Origin of the sequence: Nocardiopsis sp. NRRL B-16309 (assembly GCF_001279585.1) — a bacterium.
GTDB lineage: Bacteria > Actinomycetota > Actinomycetes > Streptosporangiales > Streptosporangiaceae > Nocardiopsis.
The window spans coordinates 56,648-75,089 of the sequence record NZ_LGEC01000076.1 but is presented as its reverse complement, the minus strand read 5'-3'; the positions used below and the strand labels follow the sequence as shown (position 1 = coordinate 75,089).

At 71.6% G+C, this 18,442-nt stretch carries 15 protein-coding genes; 9 read left to right on the top strand and 6 right to left on the bottom strand.

The window, feature by feature from the left end; genetic code table 11:
* Positions 1–80: 80 nt before the first annotated feature.
* The gene (locus tag ADL05_RS15950; protein ID WP_053617762.1) at positions 81–689 is read left to right on the top strand and encodes a hypothetical protein; all 609 of its coding nucleotides are present in this window, start codon (positions 81–83) and stop codon (positions 687–689) included.
* A 19-nt stretch (positions 690–708) separates the two neighbouring features.
* Here ADL05_RS15950 and ADL05_RS15945 read toward each other — a convergent pair whose 3' ends face one another.
* A complete protein-coding gene (locus tag ADL05_RS15945) occupies positions 709–1,776 on the bottom strand; it encodes a S9 family peptidase (protein ID WP_053617761.1) in 1,068 nt (355 codons plus the stop codon).
* Positions 1,777–1,841: 65 nt separating this feature from the next.
* Entirely contained in the window at positions 1,842–2,561 is a 720-nt protein-coding gene (gene lexA, locus ADL05_RS15940) for a transcriptional repressor LexA (protein ID WP_053617760.1), read from the bottom strand.
* A 657-nt stretch (positions 2,562–3,218) separates the two neighbouring features.
* Between lexA and nrdR the strand changes: the two genes are divergently transcribed.
* The 4 genes from nrdR (at position 3,219) to ADL05_RS15915 (ending at position 8,739) form a co-directional block, all read left to right on the top strand.
* Positions 3,219–3,701 (top strand): transcriptional regulator NrdR, encoded by a 483-nt coding sequence (gene nrdR, locus ADL05_RS15935; protein WP_053617759.1) that lies wholly within the window; start codon positions 3,219–3,221, stop codon positions 3,699–3,701.
* Between the two features lie 136 nt (positions 3,702–3,837).
* Positions 3,838–6,672 (top strand): vitamin B12-dependent ribonucleotide reductase, encoded by a 2,835-nt coding sequence (locus ADL05_RS15930; RefSeq protein ID WP_053617758.1) that lies wholly within the window; start codon positions 3,838–3,840, stop codon positions 6,670–6,672.
* Positions 6,673–6,855: 183 nt separating this feature from the next.
* Positions 6,856–7,272 carry a prevent-host-death protein gene (locus ADL05_RS15925; protein ID WP_053617757.1) on the top strand — a complete coding sequence of 139 codons (417 nt, stop codon included), beginning with the start codon at positions 6,856–6,858 and terminating at the stop codon, positions 7,270–7,272.
* A gap of 1,032 nt (positions 7,273–8,304) precedes the next feature.
* Entirely contained in the window at positions 8,305–8,739 is a 435-nt protein-coding gene (locus ADL05_RS15915; protein WP_053617756.1) for a CBS domain-containing protein, read from the top strand.
* Between the two features lie 252 nt (positions 8,740–8,991).
* On the opposite strand, the gene ADL05_RS15910 is transcribed toward ADL05_RS15915, so the two are convergent.
* Positions 8,992–9,297: a hypothetical protein gene (locus tag ADL05_RS15910; RefSeq protein ID WP_053617755.1), complete on the bottom strand. Its 306-nt coding sequence runs from the start codon at positions 9,295–9,297 to the stop codon at positions 8,992–8,994.
* Positions 9,298–9,599: 302 nt separating this feature from the next.
* On the opposite strand from ADL05_RS15910, the gene ADL05_RS15905 reads away from it, so the two are divergent.
* Together ADL05_RS15905 and ADL05_RS15900 are read left to right on the top strand one after the other, a co-directional pair.
* Entirely contained in the window at positions 9,600–11,369 is a 1,770-nt protein-coding gene (locus ADL05_RS15905; RefSeq protein ID WP_053617754.1) for an SPFH domain-containing protein, read from the top strand.
* Positions 11,370–12,830: an SPFH domain-containing protein gene (locus ADL05_RS15900; RefSeq protein ID WP_053617753.1), complete on the top strand. Its 1,461-nt coding sequence runs from the start codon at positions 11,370–11,372 to the stop codon at positions 12,828–12,830. It abuts the gene before it with no gap.
* Between the two features lie 73 nt (positions 12,831–12,903).
* Here the strand turns inward: ADL05_RS15900 and ADL05_RS15895 are convergent, their stop codons facing one another.
* From ADL05_RS15895 to ADL05_RS15885, 3 genes are all read right to left on the bottom strand, one after another.
* Positions 12,904–13,095 (bottom strand): hypothetical protein, encoded by a 192-nt coding sequence (locus tag ADL05_RS15895; RefSeq protein WP_053617752.1) that lies wholly within the window; start codon positions 13,093–13,095, stop codon positions 12,904–12,906.
* 335 nt (positions 13,096–13,430) lie between these two features.
* A complete protein-coding gene (locus ADL05_RS15890) occupies positions 13,431–14,099 on the bottom strand; it encodes a hypothetical protein (protein ID WP_053617751.1) in 669 nt (222 codons plus the stop codon).
* A 73-nt stretch (positions 14,100–14,172) separates the two neighbouring features.
* A complete protein-coding gene (locus ADL05_RS15885; protein ID WP_053617776.1) occupies positions 14,173–14,760 on the bottom strand; it encodes a hypothetical protein in 588 nt (195 codons plus the stop codon).
* Between the two features lie 318 nt (positions 14,761–15,078).
* Between ADL05_RS15885 and ADL05_RS15880 the strand changes: the two genes are divergently transcribed.
* Positions 15,079–15,771, top strand: a complete 693-nt coding sequence (locus ADL05_RS15880) for a ribonuclease HII (RefSeq protein ID WP_053617750.1) — start codon at positions 15,079–15,081, stop codon at positions 15,769–15,771.
* Between the two features lie 191 nt (positions 15,772–15,962).
* Positions 15,963–18,404, top strand: coding sequence for an AAA family ATPase (locus ADL05_RS15875; protein WP_053617749.1), 2,442 nt, complete (start codon positions 15,963–15,965; stop codon positions 18,402–18,404).
* The last annotated feature ends 38 nt before the right edge of the window (positions 18,405–18,442 follow it).

Sequence of the window (18,442 nt, the reverse complement as noted above, 5' to 3'; positions counted from 1 at the left end):
GCCCTTCCGGTTTCGGTCCGGGTTACGCCCCGGGGAGCGGGCCCGGATTCGGCCCCGGTCCCGGTGCGGCGCCGGGGACCGTGCCGTCGACCCAGCCGCAGAGCCGGGGCTGCGCCGTCGTCGGCGTGATCGCGGCCGTGCTCGCGGTGGTCGCGCTCGTGGCGGGTGCCGTCTGGTTCGTGGTCAGCCGGGACGTCCTGGAACCGGGCGACTTCGAGGCCGCGCCCGAGTGCTCGATCGGGGAGACCGGCGCGCTCGACGACCTGGTCCCCGGGCACGAACTCGAGGTCGACGAGCCGATCGGCGGCGCGCAGGAGACCTTCGGCAGCGGTCGCCAGTGCCGTTGGGCCACGCCCGGCGGGGAGGGCAGCGCCGTTCCGGCGACCGCCACACTGGTCACGGTCGTCTCACCCGATCCCGGGGGAGTGGACACGGCCGCCGACAACCTGGACTCCTCCGCCGGGCCCGACCGCGAGGCGCTGGACGGGATCGGCGACGAGGCGTTCACGTGGGTGCGCCCCGGCGCCTTCGACGTGGGCTGCGCGGGTGTGCGCGTGTCCAACCTGTACGTGGAGACCTGCTACAGCTCCGCGGCCGACTACGAGGCCAACCTGTCGATCGACGGGGAACAGGCCGTGGAGGGCGCCGTCGGCTTGGCCGAGGACGTCGTTGCCGCTCTGCCCGACTGACGCCGACCCGCGGGCGCCGTCACCAGGCGGTGTCGAGGAACTCCTCCACGGCGGGGGCGACACCGGGGTCGAAGGGCCGGTCGGCGTCGAGCACTGTGGCGCCCGGTTCGTCCCGGAACTCGCGCAGGACGTGGTCCGCGTCGGGCAGGTCGACGCGCCGGGCGTCGGGCAGTCCCGTCATCAGCCGGTCGACCTCCTCCTCGGAGACCTGGGCGTCCTGCTCGCCCCACAGCACCAGCACGGGAGTGCCGGCGGGCAGGTCGGCGGCCAGATCCACGGGGTCGAAGGAGTCGATCCAGGCGAGGAAGTCCTGGTTCTGCGGGGTGTACACCCCGAAGGAGTCGATGTCGTCGTCCAGCTCACGGCCGGCGCGGACCTCGGCCCGGCCGTACCGGGCGTCGGAGAGCAGCGCGCGGGTCCGGCCCTCCTGGAGCTGTCCCGAGGCCTCGGCCCGGCGCACCTGCTCGGTGATCTGGCGGTCGATGAGGTCGAGGTAGCGCGTGCCGGGAGGAGCCACCAGGATCCGGGCGGGGTCGGCGTCGACGATGTCGTGGGCGCGCAGCGCGTACAGCGCGCCCTCACTGTGCCCGACGACGACCGTGCGCTCGGGGTCGACCTCCGGCTGGGCGACGAGCTCCGCGTAGGCCGCCGCGACCTCGTCGTCGAAGACCTCGTGCTCGACCGGGGCCTCGGGGTCGATCTCCTCGGCCGACTCCCCGCTGCCGAGCTTGTCGTAGCGCAGGGAGGCCACGCCCGCCTCGGCCAGCACGCGCGCCAGGTTCAGGTTGGTATCGGCCTCCGGGCGCAGCGGGCTGTTGCCGTCGCGGTCGGTGGGACCGCTGCCGGAGATGAGGAGCGCCCCCGGCATGGGGTCGGACGCGCGCAGCGGCAGCGTCAGGGTCGCGGCCACCTCGCGGCCGCCGCCCTCGAAGGTCAGCTCGCGCTGGGCACCGTCGCTGCCCGGTGGCTCCACGGACGTGTCGTCCCCGGTGGCGCAGGCCGAGGCCAGGACCAGGGTCAGGGCCGCGCTGCCGGCGGCCAGGGCGAGACGGGCTCCGGGCGCGGGGGAGGAGGAAGGTGTCGGCACGTGCTCAGGGTAGCCGCCGGCACCCGCCGGACGACCCCGGCCCGGGAAGCCGGGCCGGGAGTCGGTCAGACCCTGCGCATCACGGAGACGACCTTGCCGAGGATGGTGGCGTTGTCACCGGAGATCGGCTCGTAGGCGTCGTTGCGGGGCATGAGCCACGCGTGGCCGTCGGCGTCGCGGCGCAGGACCTTGACCGTCGCCTCGTCGTCCAGCAGGGCCGCCACGATGTCGCCGTTGTTGGCGTCGGGCTGCTGGCGCACGACCACGAGGTCACCGTCGGTGATGGCCGCGTCGACCATGGAGTCGCCGACCACGGTGAGCATGAAGAGCCGTCCCTCGCCCACGAGCTGCCGGGGGAGGGCGAGCACGTCCTCGATCGACTCCTCGGCCAGGATGGGGCCGCCGGCGGCGATCCGGCCGACCAGCGGCACCGCGGCGGCGCGGGAGGGGTCCAGGTCCTCGGGGGTCACGGTCCGACCGGTGGCCGACCCGGGGCTGCGCAGCTCGACGGCCCGCGGACGGTTCTGGTCGCGGTACAGGTAGCCCTTGCGCTGGAGCACCTTGAGCTGGTGCGCCACGCTGGACGGGCTGGACAGGCCGACCGCGTCGCCGATTTCCCTGATGGAGGGCGGGAAACCCCGTTCGCGCACGTAACGCTGGATGCAGTTCAGGACGCTCTGCTGGCGCGCGGTGAGTTTGGGGGTCGCGGACGCGGGCCCGCCCGATTCCCCCACGGGTGCCAGAACGGTGGTGGAATCTACGGTTCCGGGATTGTCCTCCGGCACGGCCGGGCCTCCTCGGCATTCGGTTCGGTCAGGGCCTGCTTGCGTGTGTCCACCACCGGCGGGGCGATCGCGCCGACCCGGGGTCCACGTGATGGCGAAACCGGTGTGAAATCAAGGTCAACTTTAGTCGTTGCGTACGGTGATATCAAACAAGCGTTCGAGTCTGTGGGCCATTCCTTCCGATGGGCTATTAGCGGCCCAATTCCGTCCTCGACTTACGTGTCTACACGCGTTCGCCCCGCCGCGCCCCCGGAATGAACCGACCGGGTCCCCGCCGGCCGGCCCGCCGCACGGTGTGGGACTCGTCTCCACCCCGGCCCGCGCGGGCGGGAACCCCTGGTCCGCCGGGCGTTCCGGCCGTGCGGCGGCGCCGTGTCACGTGGGGCGCGGCCGCCGTCGCCGCTATCCTTGCGGAGGTGCCGAACGCCCCTGGGGGGCGGTCCGCAACCCCCGTCCCCACTCTCCGTGCCACCTCGGCCGCGCCTCCGTGCGGCGGCCTTCGCCGTGTGCGCGGACACGCGCTCGGCAGGGTTGCGGGCGTGTCCGCTGGGGTCTAGGTTCGACCACAACATCTGGTGCGGCTGTTGGGGCGCTTGTCCAGAAGTTGTGGTTTAGTAGAGGTACGGGTTGTCGGCGAGGGAAGGCAGGTGAAGCAGGATGCACTGTCCGTTCTGCCGCCATCCGGACACCAGGGTGATCGACAGCAGGTCCACCGACGACGGCGCGGCCATCCGCCGCCGCCGCTCCTGCCCGGTGTGCGAACGCCGCTTCACCACCCAGGAGACCGTCCTTCTGATGGTCGCCAAGCGCTCCGGGGTCACCGAACCCTTCAGCCGCACCAAGATCATCGCCGGGGTACGCCGGGCGTGCCAGGGCCGGCCCGTCTCCGAGGACGCCCTCGCCAAACTCGGCCAGAAGGTCGAGGAGGAGATCCGCGGGCGGGGTGTCGCCGAGGTCCCGGCCCACGAGATCGGCCTGGCCATCCTCGGGCCGATGCGGGACCTGGACGAGGTCGCCTACCTGCACTTCGCCAGTGTGTACCGCGGGTTCGAGAGCCTCGCCGACTTCGAGGCGGAGATCGCCAGTCTGCGTGCCGACCGCGAGGCGGACTCCCGGTCCGACGCGGCCGCCGCCCCCTGACCCTCCGCCGTCCGCGCGACGGCCACGCACCACAGCCCCGCGGGTGGCCCTGCCATCCCGCGGGCGACTCGTCACCCACAACGCAGCGCACGGCCGCACCGACCGTGCTCACGAAGCTTTCAGGGGAACTGCCGCAATGACGGAAACCACCAGTGGACCAACGGGACGCAAGGGCAAGGGGAGCCGCAAGGGGCTGAAGATGAAGCGCATCTTCACCACCCCCGGAGTGCACCCCTACGACTCCCTCACCTGGGAGCGCCGCGACGTCGTGATGACGAACTGGCGCGACGGCACGGTCAACTTCGAGCAGCGCGGCGTGGAGTTCCCCACCACCTGGTCGATGAACGCCACACAGATCGTCACCAGCAAGTACTTCCGCGGCGCCGTGGGCACCCCCGAGCGAGAGTGGAGCCTCAAGCAGCTCGTGGACCGGGTCGTGGGCATGTACACGCGTACCGCCGTCGAGCAGGGCTACTTCGCCACCGACGAGGACGCTGAGATCTTCGACCACGAGCTCAAGTACGCGCTCGCCAACCAGCTCTTCAGCTTCAACTCGCCGGTGTGGTTCAACGTCGGTACGGCCTCGTCCCAGCAGGTCAGCGCCTGTTTCATCCTCTCCGTCGATGACACCATGGAGTCGATCCTCGACTGGTACAAGGAGGAGGGGATCATCTTCAAGGGCGGCTCCGGCGCGGGTGTGAACCTCTCGCGCATCCGCTCCAGCAAGGAACTGCTCTCCTCCGGCGGCACCGCCTCCGGCCCGGTCTCCTTCATGCGCGGCGCCGACGCCTCCGCCGGGACCATCAAGTCCGGCGGCGCCACCCGCCGCGCGGCCAAGATGGTCGTCCTGGACGTCGACCACCCCGACATCGAGGAGTTCGTCGAGACCAAGTCGCGCGAGGAGCACAAGATCCGGGCGCTGCGCGACGCCGGGTTCGACGTGGACCTGGGCGGCGCCGACATGTTCAGCGTCCAGTACCAGAACGCCAACAACTCGGTCCGGGTCTCCGACGCCTTCATGCGCGCCGTCGAGACCGGCTCGGAGTTCGGCCTGACCTCCCGGACCACCGGCGAGGTCGTGGCCACCGTCGACGCCAAGGACCTGTTCCAGCGGATGGCCAGGGCGGCCTGGGAGTGCGCCGACCCGGGCATCCAGTACGACGGCACCATCCAGGACTGGCACACCAACCCCGAGACCGGCCGGATCAGCGCGAGCAACCCCTGCTCGGAGTACCTGAGCCTGGACGACTCGTCGTGCAACCTCGCCTCGATCAACCTGCTGAAGTTCCTGCGCGAGGACGACTCCTTCGACGTCGAGCGGTTCACCCGGCTCACCGAGCTGGTCATCACGGCGATGGACGTCTCCATCACCTTCGCCGACTTCCCGACCGAGAAGATCGGCGACACCACCCGCGCCTACCGCCAGCTGGGCATCGGCTACGCGAACCTGGGCGCCCTGCTCATGGCGACCGGCCACGCCTACGACTCCGACGGCGGCCGGGCCGTCGCCGCCGCGATCACCTCGCTGATGACCGGTACCGCCTACCGGCGCAGCGCCGAGGTCGCGGGCGTGGTGGGTCCCTACGACGGCTACAAGCGCAACGAGCAGGCGCACAAGCGCGTCATGCGCAAGCACGCCGCGGCCAACGACGACCTGCGCACGGTCGGCACCCTGGAGGAGCCGATCCACGCCGCCGCCACCCGCGAGTGGGCGGAGTGCCTGAAGGTCGGTGAGCGCAACGGCTGGCGCAACGCCCAGGCCAGCCTGCTCGCCCCCACCGGCACCATCGGCTTCATGATGGACTGCGACACCACCGGTATCGAGCCGGACTTCTCGCTGGTCAAGTTCAAGAAGCTCGTCGGCGGCGGCTCCATGCAGATCGTCAACCAGGCCATCCCGCGCGCGCTGGCCAACCTGGGCTACCAGGACGAGCAGTCCGAGGCGATCGTGGAGTTCGTGTCCGAGCACGGGCACGTCGTCGACGCCCCGAGCCTGCGCCCGGAGCACTACGAGGTGTTCGACTGCGCCATGGGCCGCCGCTACATCAAGCCCATGGGCCACGTGCGGATGATGGCGGCCGTGCAGCCGTTCCTGTCCGGCGCGATCTCCAAGACCGTCAACGTGCCCGAGGACGCCACGGTCGAGGACTTCCAGCACATCTACTTCGAGGGCTGGAAGCTGGGCCTCAAGGCGCTCGCGGTCTACCGCGACAACTGCAAGGTCGGCCAGCCGCTGTCCATCAGCAAGTCCGAGAGCACCGCGAAGGACGCCGAGGAGCCCGCGGCCGCCGAGGTCGCCCGGCCGGTCCGCCGCCGCCTGCCCAAGAAGCGCCCGAGCGAGACCACCTCGTTCTCCGTGGGCGGGGCCGAGGGCTACATCACCGCCGGCTCCTACCCGGACGACGGCCTGGGCGAGGTGTTCATGAAGCTGGGCAAGCAGGGCTCGACCCTGGCCGGCGTCATGGACGCGTTCTCCATCGCCATCTCCATCGCCCTCCAGTACGGGGTCCCGCTGGAGACCTACGTGGAGAAGTTCACCAACATGCGCTTCGACCCGGCCGGCATGACCGACGACCCGGACATCCGCATGGCGCAGTCCGTGGTGGACTACATCTTCCGCCGTCTGGCCCTGGACCACCTGCCCTACGAGGAGCGCGCGGCGCTGGGCGTGCTCTCGGCCGCCGAGCGCCAGGCCCAGGTCGCGGGCGAGGACCCGGCCCAGGTCGCCACCCAGGTGGAGTCCTACGCGCAGTCGGCGGCCACCCACGGGGCCGAGGCCGCGGCACCGGCCGCGCGGGAGAGCGAGGTCCAGGCCAAGCCGACCGAGGCGCACTCCACCGCCGAACTGATGGAGAGCACGCAGGGCTTCGTCGCCGACGCCCCGCTGTGCGTCACGTGCGGGACCAAGATGCGGCCCTCGGGCAGCTGCTACGCCTGCGAGGGCTGCGGCGCCACCAGCGGCTGCAGCTGATCACGGGCGTTTTCCGGTAGGCCGCACTGGAGCGGGGGCCCGCTGTCACCCGGGACCTCGCTCCAGGACCGGTGAGCCACGCGCGGCCTCGGTGCGACTCCTCGACAGTGCAGGTACGTCGCGTACTTGACGTACGTGTCTGCCGGTGGCAAGCTGGGAGCACGCCCCGATGGAGGTACCGCCATGACGACCGTGCACTACGACAGCTACACCGAAGCCCGCACGCACCTCAAGGCACTCCTGGACGCGGCGGAGAGCGGTCGGGTCGCCACAGTACGCCGTGAGTCGGCCAGAACCGCCGTTGTGGACGTTGAGAGACTGCGCCACTACCTTGCGACAGTCACTTTGTCGCGTGCGCAGGTGGTACCTGAGGCCGAAGGCTGGTCCGTCTTCATTCCAGGACTACCTGTTGCCGCGGACGGAGCCTCCTTCGAGGAGGCCCTCACCGAAATGGTCGATGCCCTGCGAGAGTACGCGGAGGACTGGCAGGACCACCTGCTGGACGCGCCCAACCATCGCGAGAACTGGGGTCTCGTCCAGTTGATCAGTCTCAGCGACGATGAGCAGCTGCGCGACTGGCTGGTGGGGAAGGCGCGGTGACCTGGCCGCGACCCACACGCGCGCATCACGACCGCTTCTGCAAGACGGAAGGGTGGCGTCGGGTACGAAACGCCCGCGGAGGCACAGGCACCCATCACCTGACCTACGAACTGCATCTGCCGGATGGTCGGATTCTGAGGACGCGGGTGTCCTGGCCTGTGGATCGGACCGACTACGGCAGGGGGATGTGGGCGCATATCCTCCGGGACCAACCAACTCGACGTCGACGAAGCCACGTTCTGGGCGTGTGCTCGGGACGGGGTTCTTCCCGACCGGGGAGTACCCCCACCGCCCTCGGAGGCTCTGCCCGCTGATCTCGTCTACCTGTTGATCTCCAAGCTCGGTCTCGATGAGACCGAGATCGCGGGGATGAGCAAGGAGGAGGCGGTCGGCAGGCTCCAACGGCACTGGACCGGGGACGACTGAGACGGGTGGCTCGGGGAATACCGCGCCTCCCGAGTAAGTGCACTGCGCCAGTATCACGGGCGGTCGCCGCGGCCCCAGTGGGGGAGCAGCGGCGTGAGACGTGGCGGCCCGGTGTCCACCGGGCCGCCACTGCCTTGTGCGCGGCACCAGCGGAAGTACGTGACGTACTTGACGTCCCACGTACGAGCTGGGCCTGCCTGACGGCCGGATCCCGCGGACCCGGGTATCCCGGGCCGACGGGCCGGACCGACTACGGCAGGGGGATGTGGGCGCATATCCTCCGGGACCAACTCCCAACTCGACGTCGACGAAGCCACGTTCTGGGCGTGTGCTCGGGACGGGGTTCTTCCCGACCGGGGAGTACCCCCACCGCCCTCGGAGGCTCTGCCCGCGGACCTCGTCCACCTGCTCATCTCGAAGGTCGGCCTTCCCGAAGCCGAAGTCGCGGGAATGACGAGGGAGGAAGCGGTCGACCGGCTCACCCGGTACTGGACCGAGGGCGGCTGACCACCCGGGCCGTCGGCCCGGGTGGTCCACACCTGTGGTTGGGCGTGTCGGGGAGCGGGTAATCCCTTCGGCACCGACGTGCCGGTGGAAGGTGGACGCATGCTGATTGCCTCGATCCTGCGATCGAAGGGCTCCGACGTGGTGACGGTTCCGCCGGAGGCGACCGTCGCGCAGTTGCTCACCGAGCTCGCCAGACACAACATCGGCGCGGTCGCCGTCGCCGAGGGGGACGCCCTCGTGGGCATCGTCTCCGAGCGCGACGTCGTGCGCGGGCTGGAACGGGCCGGTACCGTCCTGCTCACGGCCCCCGTCGCCGAGATCATGACCGCCGACGTCCACACCTGCACCACCGACGACACGGTCGAGGACGTCAGCGAGGCCATGACCCTGCGCCGATTCCGACACGTGCCCGTCCTGTCCGAGGGCCGCCTGGTCGGCATCGTCAGTATCGGCGACGTGGTCAAGAGCCGGCTTCGGGTCCTGGAGGACGACCGCGCCCAGCTGGAGGCCTACATCCACGGTGGGGGCGGCTGAGCCCGCGAAGGTCTCCGGCGCGGCTGGAGGCCTGCATTCACGGTCGACGGAGCTGAGGCCCCGGTATCCTTCGCCCGGCTGGACGCCTGTATCCACCGTCGACGGAAGCTGAGCCTTCGGACGTCCTTCGCCCGGCTGGAGGCCTGCATTCACGGTCGACGCGGCGGAGGCCCCGGCATCCCCGCCCGGTTGAGCTTTCAGCCGTCCCACCGGTCAGCTGGGTCCCTCAGCACCTCCCGGTCGGCTGAGTCCTCAGTCGTCCCCGCGGTCGGCCGAGGCGACCGCGACGGCGGCCGTCGCCGCCGTCACCCCCAGCACGGCGGGCCAGGCGCCGATCTTCTTCGCCAGCGGGTGCGACAGCCCGAAGGCCCCGACGTACACGCTCCCGAGGGCCAGCGCCGGTCCCAGGCCCGAGCGGCGGCGGCAGGTCTCGACGGCCGCCACACCGCACACGGCCAGGACGGCCCCGCCCAGTGGCCGGTTGCCGGTGGCACGCGCCACCGAGTAGCCGCCGATCAGGCCTGCGGTCGTGCACACGGCGCTCGACAGTGCCGACATCGTGGTCTCCCCTCTCGTCCCCGGCCGGGGGCGTGTGCCCGCGGAACACGCCCCGCGACCGGTGGTCTGCTGTGCGACCGAGGCTAGCCGCGCGCCCGGGGTCCAGCGCCCTCCGGCGCGCCGGAGGATTCATCGTCACGCTCAGGACACGGGGCATGGGTTTCGGACCAGACTCGTGCCAGAGTTGGTGCTGACCGGTACCTCGGCCTTCGGGCGCGACACGGTCCCCACCTGGAACCGCAGCCGTGTACGACGCGTCGAAGCAGACAGTTCCCATCTCCCGCTAAAGGAGTCCATCACCCATGTCGTTCGCGCAGACCGTGCGCGGTGCGGCCGGCGCCGTCGCCCAAGGGGGCGACCCGCGCCAGGCTGTGACCGACGCGCTCCAACAGGCCGCACCACAGGCCGCGTCCGAGGGAGGTGGCCTTGATCCGCGCGACTTCGTCGCCGCGCGCGAGCAGGGCAACTCCATCGGCACCCGGATCGAGCAGCGCACCACCTCGCTGAACAACGCGGGCGAGGCGCTCAACAGCAGTTCGCACGAGCGGGACCGCGGCGGACCGGTCCACGTGATCTGCCCCATGGTCATCCCGCGCGGGCGCACGTTCCTGACGATGCTGCCCGCCATCGCGCTCGTGGTGATCGGCCTCCTGGGCTCGTTCGCCGTCCTGGTCCCCGCGGCCATCTCCGGCGCCAACCCCCTCATCAACCCCTTCTTCGGCGTGCACTACTGGATCATCACCGCCGGTGTGGCCGCCTTCATGTGGTGGCGCCAGGGCATGGTGATGGTCCCCGAGGGCTGCGAGGCCATCGTCACCCGCTTCGGCAAGCGCGAGAACAACTTCGCGCCGGGCCGGGTCACGCTCTTCAACCCCTGGAAGCGCGTCTCCTACATCGTCAACACCACGCGCGAGTACCCCTTCAACGCGCCGATCCGCTCCGCCCCCACCAAGAGCGGCGTGCAGGCCTCCGTCGACCTCTTCGTCCAGTTCCGGATCACCGACGCCACCAGCTTCGTCTACACCCTCGGCGGCGTGCACGGCTTCCAGGAGAAGCTCAACAACGCCATCAGCGAGACCACCCGCAGCCTCATCTACGAGCAGGAGGCCTCGGCGATCTACGACATGGTCGGCGAGAGCACCCACGCCCTCCTGGACCAGCTGAACAAGCAGTTCGGCGGCATTGTGCAGCTGACCAGCGCCAACATCACCCACGCCGAGCCCTCCAACCAGGAGTACCGGATGGACCTGGCGGCGCCGGAGATGGTGCGTGTGGCCAAGGACGCCTACACCTTCGAGTACGAGCTCCAGCTGCGCAAGGAGCAGAACGAGGGCGACCTGAACAAGGAGCTGGCCACCCTCAACGAGACGCTGTCGGCGATCCAGGCCGACATCGCGCAGTACCAGGCGCAGATGGACACCGCCCTGGAGCGCGAGACCAACAAGGCGCGCGCCTCCGCGCGCCAGCGCTTCGTCGAGGCCGAGTCCGAGGCCAACGCCAACGCCGCCCTCCTCCAGGCGCAGGCCCTGGACATCCGCGCGGTCAGCGCGGCCGAGGCGCCCGAGATCCTCGACTACCGCTTCCGGGAGGCCGTCCTGGAGAAGCTGGAGGGCGTCGCCGACAGCCTGCCGCAGGTCCTGCGGATCGGCTCCGGGGACGGCGCCAGCGTCGACTACCTGCGCATCGCCCAGGAGATCATCGGCCAGGCCGACACCGTCCTGTTCTCCGCGGAGGACATGGACGCCGTCCGCTCCCGCCTCGGCGACATCCGGGCCCGCATCGGTGAGCGCGAGCAGGAGATCCGCGCGCTGGTCGAGGACGCCGACACCAAGGCCAAGCGTCCCGGCAGCGAGGACCCGGGCGAGGACCTCGTGGAGGAGATCCGCCAGTCGGTCTCCGAGCAGGCCATCGACGAGCGCCTGTCCGAGGCCGCTCCCGAGTCCGACCAGGGCCAGGCACCCGCGGACGCCCCGCCGCCCGGCGGCCCCGCCCACCCCCACCAGGACCCGCCCCTGCCGCCGTGGTCGCAGCGCGGCCCCGAGGGTCCCGGCCCGATCCAGGGAGGTCAGTAGATGAGCCAGTCAAACACCGGCGGCGGCTCCAGCATCAAGGAGTCCCTCGCGTCCTGGGGCGACCTGGCCGGGCTGCTGCGCGGCGGTGACCAGGGAGCCATCGTTCCCGTCGTCATCCCGCGCGACACCCGCGGACTGCGCTGGACCGTCCTGGTCTGGTTCGGACTGTTCGCCCTCACCTCCGCGCTGATGATGACCATCAACTCCGTGACCGCGGGCAACACGGTCACGGAGTTCACCTACACCGCGCTGTCCATCCCCACGCTGCTCGTGGGCCTGCTGAGCATCATCGTCGCCGGACTCTGGTGGTGGCGGGGCTCGATCGTGGAGATCGAGGAGGGCACGCACGGCATCCTCACCAAGTACGGAGCGATCGTGAAGCCGATCGGCCCGGGCCGCCACTACCTGTGGCACCCGTGGTCGCGGGTGGACTTCGTGGTGGACACCCGCACGGAGATCCCCTACACCGCACCGGTCCTGGCGTGCCCCACGCGGGAGAACGTGCCGCTGAAGTCGATCGAGTTCTTCCTCAAGTTCCAGATCATGGACCCGATCCGGTTCGTCACGATCATCGGCGCGAGCAACTTCGACCTGGTGCTCTCCAGTGCCGTGCAGGACGCCATCCGCCAGCGCAGCCGCCAGGTGAACACCGAGTCCGCCTACGACCTGCGCGGATCCAACGTCGAGGACATGCGCCGCCTGCTCAACAACATGCTGGAGAAGTACGGTGTGCGCATCACCGGCTGCAACATCCCCGACGTCCAGCTGCCCAACCAGTACCAGCAGCACCTGGCCACGCGGGAGCGGGTCGCCAAGGAACTCGTCGCCTACGAGCAGGAGTGGGAGCTGACGCGCAAGCGCCGCATCGACACCCTGCTCATGGACATCGAGCGCTCCAAGAAGACCCGTGACGCGAAGATCGTCGAGGTCAGCGCCTCCCTGAACAAGGCGCGCAAGGACGTGGCGCAGATGCTGGAGGAGCAGGAGACCGAGGCGCAGCGGGTGCGCTACGAGATCGAGACGCGCGGCCGGGCCGACCTGGTCGCCGCGGAGAACGAGGCCAAGGCGCAGCAGCGCCTGGCCACGGCCTACCGCGACAACCGCGCGGTGCTGGAGTACGAGCTGGCCCGGCGCCGCCTGGACGTCGGCGCCACCCTGGCCGAGCATGCGCCGCGCCCGGTCGTGGTGCAGACCGAGGAGGGCGCGGGCGACAGCTCGGCGCTGTCGACACTGCTCACCGCCCAGCTTCTGCCCCAGATGATGAACGGCTCGGGCGGCTCCCGTCGGTCCCTGGCCTCGGGTGCGAACGCGCAGGAGGCCGTGGACTCGGTGCGGGGCTCGGTCGCCGCTGCCGCCGGGCGCCAGCAGGATCTGGCGGAGGAGTACCAGCGCCAGCAGGAGTCCGCGATGCGCCAGCAGTTCGAGCGCGGTGAGGGGTACGGCCAGAGCGGCCGCCGCTGATCCGCCGCAGTGCGAGCACGAGGGCCCGCGACCGTTTGGACGGTCGCGGGCCCTCGTGTGCGGCGCGGCTTCCTCAGCCCGTGGGGGAGAGGGCCGCGTAGCCCGCTCCGATGTCGATCCCGTTCCGGGCCGCGATCTCCACCAGGTCCTCGATCTCCCCGACCTGGGCGTTGGCCAGGTCCTCGTCGCCCACCGCGTGCGCCCGGCGCAGCGCGGTCAGCGAGTCGTGGATGCGCAGGTGGAGGGTGAGCATGAACTCCCGCATGGATCCGCTCCTCAGCATTGGCCTTCGGCAGGGACGGGGGGTCCCTCCGGGGGGATGGACACCAGGTGTACAGGTCCAAGGTGAGAGCAGTACGTGAACGACACAGCCCTCGGCAAAGGCCGCTTCCAGAGCACACCAGGAGCCCGGCCCCGTGGGGCGGGAGGTTTCCGTCGGGCCAGAGGCCGACCGCCCGACTCACGGACGCGCGGGGGGGCGTGGACCCATCGACCAGCCCGGGCCGCCGGCGGTCCGCTCAGGGGCGCGCGACCGCCCGGGCCCCAGTGGTCCGGAAGGACAACGACCCAGCAGAACACCGAGGCCCCGGAACTCGGTCGCTAGTGGTCGACCCAGACGTACCAGTCGCCGCTCACGTGCTCGTAGACCTTCGAGCCGTGCCCGGGCACGAACACGCCCTCGGGGATCTCCTCGGGGCTGTGGGCCAGACCGGACTGGCTCAGCAGGCCCGCGCCCTCGATGGCGAAGTAGGAGATCTCCTCGCCCGTCCCCACGCCGCTGCCCACACTGTGCACCGGGTACAGGCCGGTCCACTCACCGTTGCGCGGGATGGTCGTGGGGTCCTGGACCTCACCGGCGAGCGCGAGCAGGTCGTCGGCCGAGGCACCGACCCTCGCCTGGAGGGGAACGTCGGCGACGGAGAGCCCCAGGGCCAGGGCCGCGATGATCGGTGCGGACACCCAGCGCAGCCAGTAGTAACGGATCATCGGACGCGCGACGGCGAGCGCGATGCCCAGGCGGAGCGCGCCCATCCCGGCCAGGAGCAGGCCGGCGCCCAAGCCGACGAGGAACGAGGGGAGGTGGCCGCCAGGGACGCTGTCCTCATAGAGCAGCACCAGCCCTGCCACCGTGCACGCGGGGATGTAGAGCCGTCCGGGCGGTCGGGAGGCCCAGCTGATCAGGCGCTGACCCGGCGTCGGCTTCTCCGCCATCGCGATCAGTTTGGCCACAGACCCCTCGGAAGCGGGATCGGAGGCAGCGGCGGACATGATGTTCCCCCCACCGAATCCATGTCGGGTGGACGCGGCCCGAGGGCACGCAGCGGGGCGCGCAGGGGCCGGGTCAGAGTTGATGCGGCCGTCGAAGCGCGGCCTCACCGACAGGATAGAGCAGCGGCGGAGCGTGTTCGGGGCGACGGGCGGAATCGGCGCGGTCGGCGACGGAAACCGCCCCCGGGGCAGGACGGGGTGCGGAAGCGGGCCGCGGCACCCTCGGAGCCAGAACGAGGTAGTCCCACGACCACCGGCCGCCGCCCACCGCCATGAGCACGCACACGGCCGTGACCAGCCCTGTCGCCGCCCACGAACCGAACGGTGCCGCCTCCTGGGTTCCGGCCGCGAGCGCCCCCACCACGGCGGCCGAGGCCAGCAGCGGCCCCACCATCCACGTGAGCAGGCCCACGGCGAAGGAGATCGACAGCGCCACGAGGACGGCCGGAAGGAGCGCGGCGACCAGGGCGGCGGCGGGGACCCCCGACGCGGCCAGGTGCTCGGCCACCAGCGGCCCGCGGCCGCGCAGTGCGAGCCCGTACTCGGCGAACATCGCGCCCACGCCCACGCGGGTGACGGTGGACACCACGTCGTAGAGGCGGCCCCGGAGCATCCGGAGCACGCCCGGCCGGGGCCGGGGGTACGGCGTGGAGCGCTGCATGTCCATGTCCTCCGGAGGGCCCGGCACGGCTGGTTCGACAAGCGGAAACTACCGAACGTGACGACGCATGCACGATCGTCGCGCACGGTGAGTCGCGCAATGGTCTCCCGATTCACGCGGAAGCACCCCCGCGCCCGGCCGCGCCGGTGGGTGTCGGTTGAGGGTGGTGGCCCGCCCTTTGGCGGAGCCCCCGGTGGGCGATGGAGGGTGACGGGCGGGTGGGGCCGCGCCGGTGGGTGTCGGTTGAGGGCGGTAGCCCACCCTTTGCGGAGCCCCCGGTGGGCGATGGTGGGCGGCGGGCGGGCTTAGGGTGGAGCCGTGTCGACCTCCGCTGAATCCGCCGTCCCCGCGCCCACGTTCGAGGTGGAGGAGGAGCTGCGCGCCCGCGGCGCCCGGCTGATCGCCGGGGTCGACGAGGTCGGGCGCGGAGCCTGGGCCGGCCCCCTGCTGGTCTGCGCGGCCGTCGCGGGGGTCGGGGACCCGCCGCCCGGACTCACCGACTCCAAGCGGCTCACTCCCAGACGCCGCACCTCCCTCGCCGAGCAGCTGCGCCCCTGGGTCGCCGACCACGCCTTCGGCTGGTCTGAGCCGGCCGAGATCGACGAGGTCGGCATGACCGAGGCCCTGCGCCGGGCCGCGCACCGCGCCCTCGGATCGCTCTCCACCCGTCCCGACGCCGTCATCCTCGACGGCAAACACGACTTCATCGGCCGTCCCTGGCGGGTCCGCACCCAGGTCAAGGGTGATCTGACCTGCATCAGCGTCGCGGCGGCCGCGATCCTGGCCAAGGTGCACCGCGACGCGCTCATGGCCGACCTGGCCGGGGAGCACCCCGCCTACGGGTTCGAGAGCGGCGTCGGCTACCCCTCGCCCGTCCACCGCGCGGCCCTGGCCGAACTCGGGCCGACCGCGCACCACCGGATGAGCTGGTCCTACCTCGACGACCTGCCCAAGTGGCGCCACCTGCGCAAGGCGCGTCCCGTTCCCGACGGCCAGCTGCCCCTGCTCTGACCCGGGCGCAGGGCTCGTCGGCGCCCGGAGCGCCCGGCGGGGCGCGCCGACACGCCGCCCCGCACTGGACATCCGGCCCCACTGGGGGCAAAGCTGTGCCTGTGGACGTCGGCCCCCCGACGCCGTTCGGCCCCCGCCACCCCGCCCCGGAGAGCCGACCGCCCACGAACCCCCACGCAGGAAGGGGCCATATGACCCGGGACACGCGCTCGGCCGCCGCCACGGAACCGGGGCGCTCCTCCGGACTCGACAGGCTGCGGGTCCTGTACCACCGGGTGCCCCTGGGCCGCCGCCTGGTGGCGGCGCTGGTCCTGTGCACCGTCGTCGCCGTCGTCACGGTGACCCTGGGCGGCAGCGTGCTGGGAACGGTCACGGGCACACTCCTGCTGCTCATGGTCCTGGCCGCGCTGATGCGGTCGGTCGACACCTTCGTCACCGTGCTGGTGTGCGTGGTGTGGCTGTCGGTGACCGTGCCGCTCTTCCAGATCCCCCTCCCCGGCGAACCGGTCGTGCTTCTCCTGGTGCCGGTTCCCCTGCTCGTCGTGCTCGCGGCGTCCCGCGTCCGTGAGTTCCCCGCCTGGCACACCGCGGCGCTCGCCCTCACCGCCGGCCTGATCGCCGGGTTCTCGCTGGCCCTGGTCGGGATGGTCGTGGAACCGGTGTCCGCAGCCTGGGGCGTGGCCCTGCTGTACGCCGCCGCCGGGGCCTGCGTGCTGTGGCGGCTGGCCGCCTCCCGCCAGATCACCAAGGCCGCCGACGACCGGCGCACGGCCGACTCCTCCCCGACCGCCCGACGCGCGGCGCCGACCGCCGCCCGTCCGGTCCGCGCCCGCACGGACGGCGTGCCCCGCCCCACCCGAGGCCGCGACGGCGGCGGCGCCGAGGACGGGGACCCGGTCCCCGTGGACCAGGCGCTGGCCGAACTGGAGGACATGATCGGCCTCGACCCGGTCAAGCAGCAGGTCCGCGGGATCGCCGCTTCCATCGAGGCCGCCCGGCTGCGCGCCGACGCCGGGTTCCCCGTCGAACGGCCGCTGCGCCACCTGGTCTTCTCCGGGCCGCCCGGTACCGGCAAGACCAGCGTGGCGCGCACACTCGCCACGATCTTCCACTCCTTCGGCCTGCTGCCCACCTCCCGGGTCGTGGAGGCCCAGCGCGCGGACCTGGTGGGGGAGTACCTGGGCGCGACCGCCATCAAGACCAACGAGCTGGTCGACCGGGCCCTGGGCGGGGTCCTGTTCATCGACGAGGCCTACTCCCTGGTCAACGAGGGCGACGGACAGGCCGACCGGTTCGGCAACGAGGCCGTGCAGACCCTGCTCAAGCGCGCCGAGGACGACCGGGACCGACTCGTCGTCGTGCTCGCGGGCTACGAGAAGGAGATGGACGCGTTCCTGGCCTCCAACCCCGGCCTGGCCTCACGGTTCGCCACGCGCATCACCTTCCCCAGCTACACCGCCGATGAGCTGACCCGCATCGCGGAGTCGCTGGTCGCCCAGCGCGGCGACGTCCTCGACCCCGAGGCCGCCCGGGCGCTCAGGCACGGATTCGACCAGGCGGTCCGGCGCGAGGCCGTCGACGACCTGGGCAACGGGCGCTACGCCCGGTCGGTCGTGGAGAAGGCAGCCCAGGCACGCGACGTGCGCGTGGTCACCGCGGGAGTGGACGGGGGAGCGCCCGCGCCGCGCCCCGAGGCCGAGGACCTCATCACCGTGCGGGCCGCCGACGTCACCACCGCCCACGCCGAACTCACCGCGCGGCTGCCGGGGTTCGGGGAGACGCCCGGCATCGAGGAGGCGCTGGCCGAACTCGACGCCATGATCGGCCTGGAGCCGGTCAAGGAGCAGGTCCGTTCCATCGTCGCCCAGCTGCGGGTGGCCAAGCTCCGAGAGGAGCAGGGGCTGCGCAACCAGGCGCCCATGCGCCACTTCGTCTTCACCGGGCCCCCGGGCACCGGTAAGACCACGGTGGCCCGGGTCCTGGGCCGCGTGTTCTCCGCGCTCGGCCTGCTGGGCCGGGCCGAGGTCGTGGAGGCCCAGCGCGCCGACCTGGTGGGCGAGCACCTGGGCGCGACCGCGCTCAAGACCAACCGGTTGGTGGACCGGGCCCTGGGCGGCGTCCTGTTCGTGGACGAGGCCTACTCCCTGGTCAACCCCGGCTACAGCGGCGGCGACGCGTTCGGGGCGGAGGCCATCCAGACCCTGCTCAAACGGGCCGAGGACGACCGGTCGCGACTCGTGGTCGTCCTCGCCGGGTACCCGGCCGAGATGGAGCGCTTCCTGGCCTCCAACGCCGGGCTGTCGTCGCGGTTCAACGTGCGCGTGCGCTTCCCCTCCTACAGCCCCGACGAGCTGACCGAGATCGCCGAAGCTGTCGCGGCCGGCACCGGCGACGCCTTCGACGACACCGCCAGGGAGGACCTGCGCAGCATCTTCGCGCACGTATGCGCGGAGGGATGGATCGACGAGCTGGGCAACGGGCGCTTCGCCCGGTCGCTGTTCGAGAAGGCCAGCTCCCACCGCGACCTGCGGGTCTCCCAGGAGGTCGGCGCGTCGGCGACCGCGGCGGACCTGACCGTCGTCACCAGCGCGGACGTGCGCCGGGCCTACGCCGACGCCACCCAGAGCAGCTGACAGCCGAGCGCGTCCCCGCACGCCCTCGCGGGGCGCCG